Origin of the sequence: Thalassotalea castellviae (genome assembly GCF_031846185.1) — a bacterium.
GTDB classification, from domain to species: Bacteria; Pseudomonadota; Gammaproteobacteria; order Enterobacterales; family Alteromonadaceae; genus Thalassotalea_H; species Thalassotalea_H castellviae.
Genome location: NZ_JAVRIF010000023.1, coordinates 1 through 579, shown reverse-complemented (window position 1 = coordinate 579; position 579 = coordinate 1). Strand labels below are relative to the sequence as shown.

Annotated in this window: 1 protein-coding gene; it reads left to right on the top strand. The window is 28.5% G+C overall.

All coding sequences use genetic code 11. The features are described from left to right. Window positions 1-61 precede the first annotated feature (61 nt). Window positions 62-550, top strand: a complete 489-nt coding sequence (locus tag RM573_RS17420) for a hypothetical protein (protein ID WP_311585136.1) — start codon at window positions 62-64, stop codon at window positions 548-550. Window positions 551-579: the final 29 nt, after the last annotated feature.

Genomic DNA, 579 nt, shown 5'->3' with positions numbered 1-579 from the left:
CTTTAAAACCACTATTGTTTTAACTAAAGATGTGTTATCTCAATAGATAGATTAAGAAATTATGAATAAAAAATTTGTTGCCGTATGGGCTATTGTCGCTGGTATTTGTCTTATAATTCTAGGAATTCAAAATATATATTTTTTTGAAAAGTATCCTCATTTTGATGAATTGATAAAAATAAGTGACAAAATTGACTCTTATAATTGTGATAGCAGAGTGGGCTATAATGATAGTTTTAATTTTACACTTAAAAAAATATCTCAAAATATTGACGTGATCGATGTAGAAATAAAGTGTTCCTCGCTTAATAAAAGATTAAGATTAAGTAATTGGTATATTACTGTTTGGGTAGATAATACCGACGGGCTATACAAAGCATATGCATTAAAAGTTGGTGAAATAAATATGAAGTCTTCTAGATTAGGAGTTGTTAATAAAGAATTTAATTTGCTCTCACTTATTTTAATTGTTTTTGGTTCATTTCTTACTTTAAAGAATTGCCAATATATTCTTAGAAAGAAATCAGTGGGGTCAGAGCGTTTGAAATGAAATGAGCCTTTCACGGTAAAAGGGGTCGG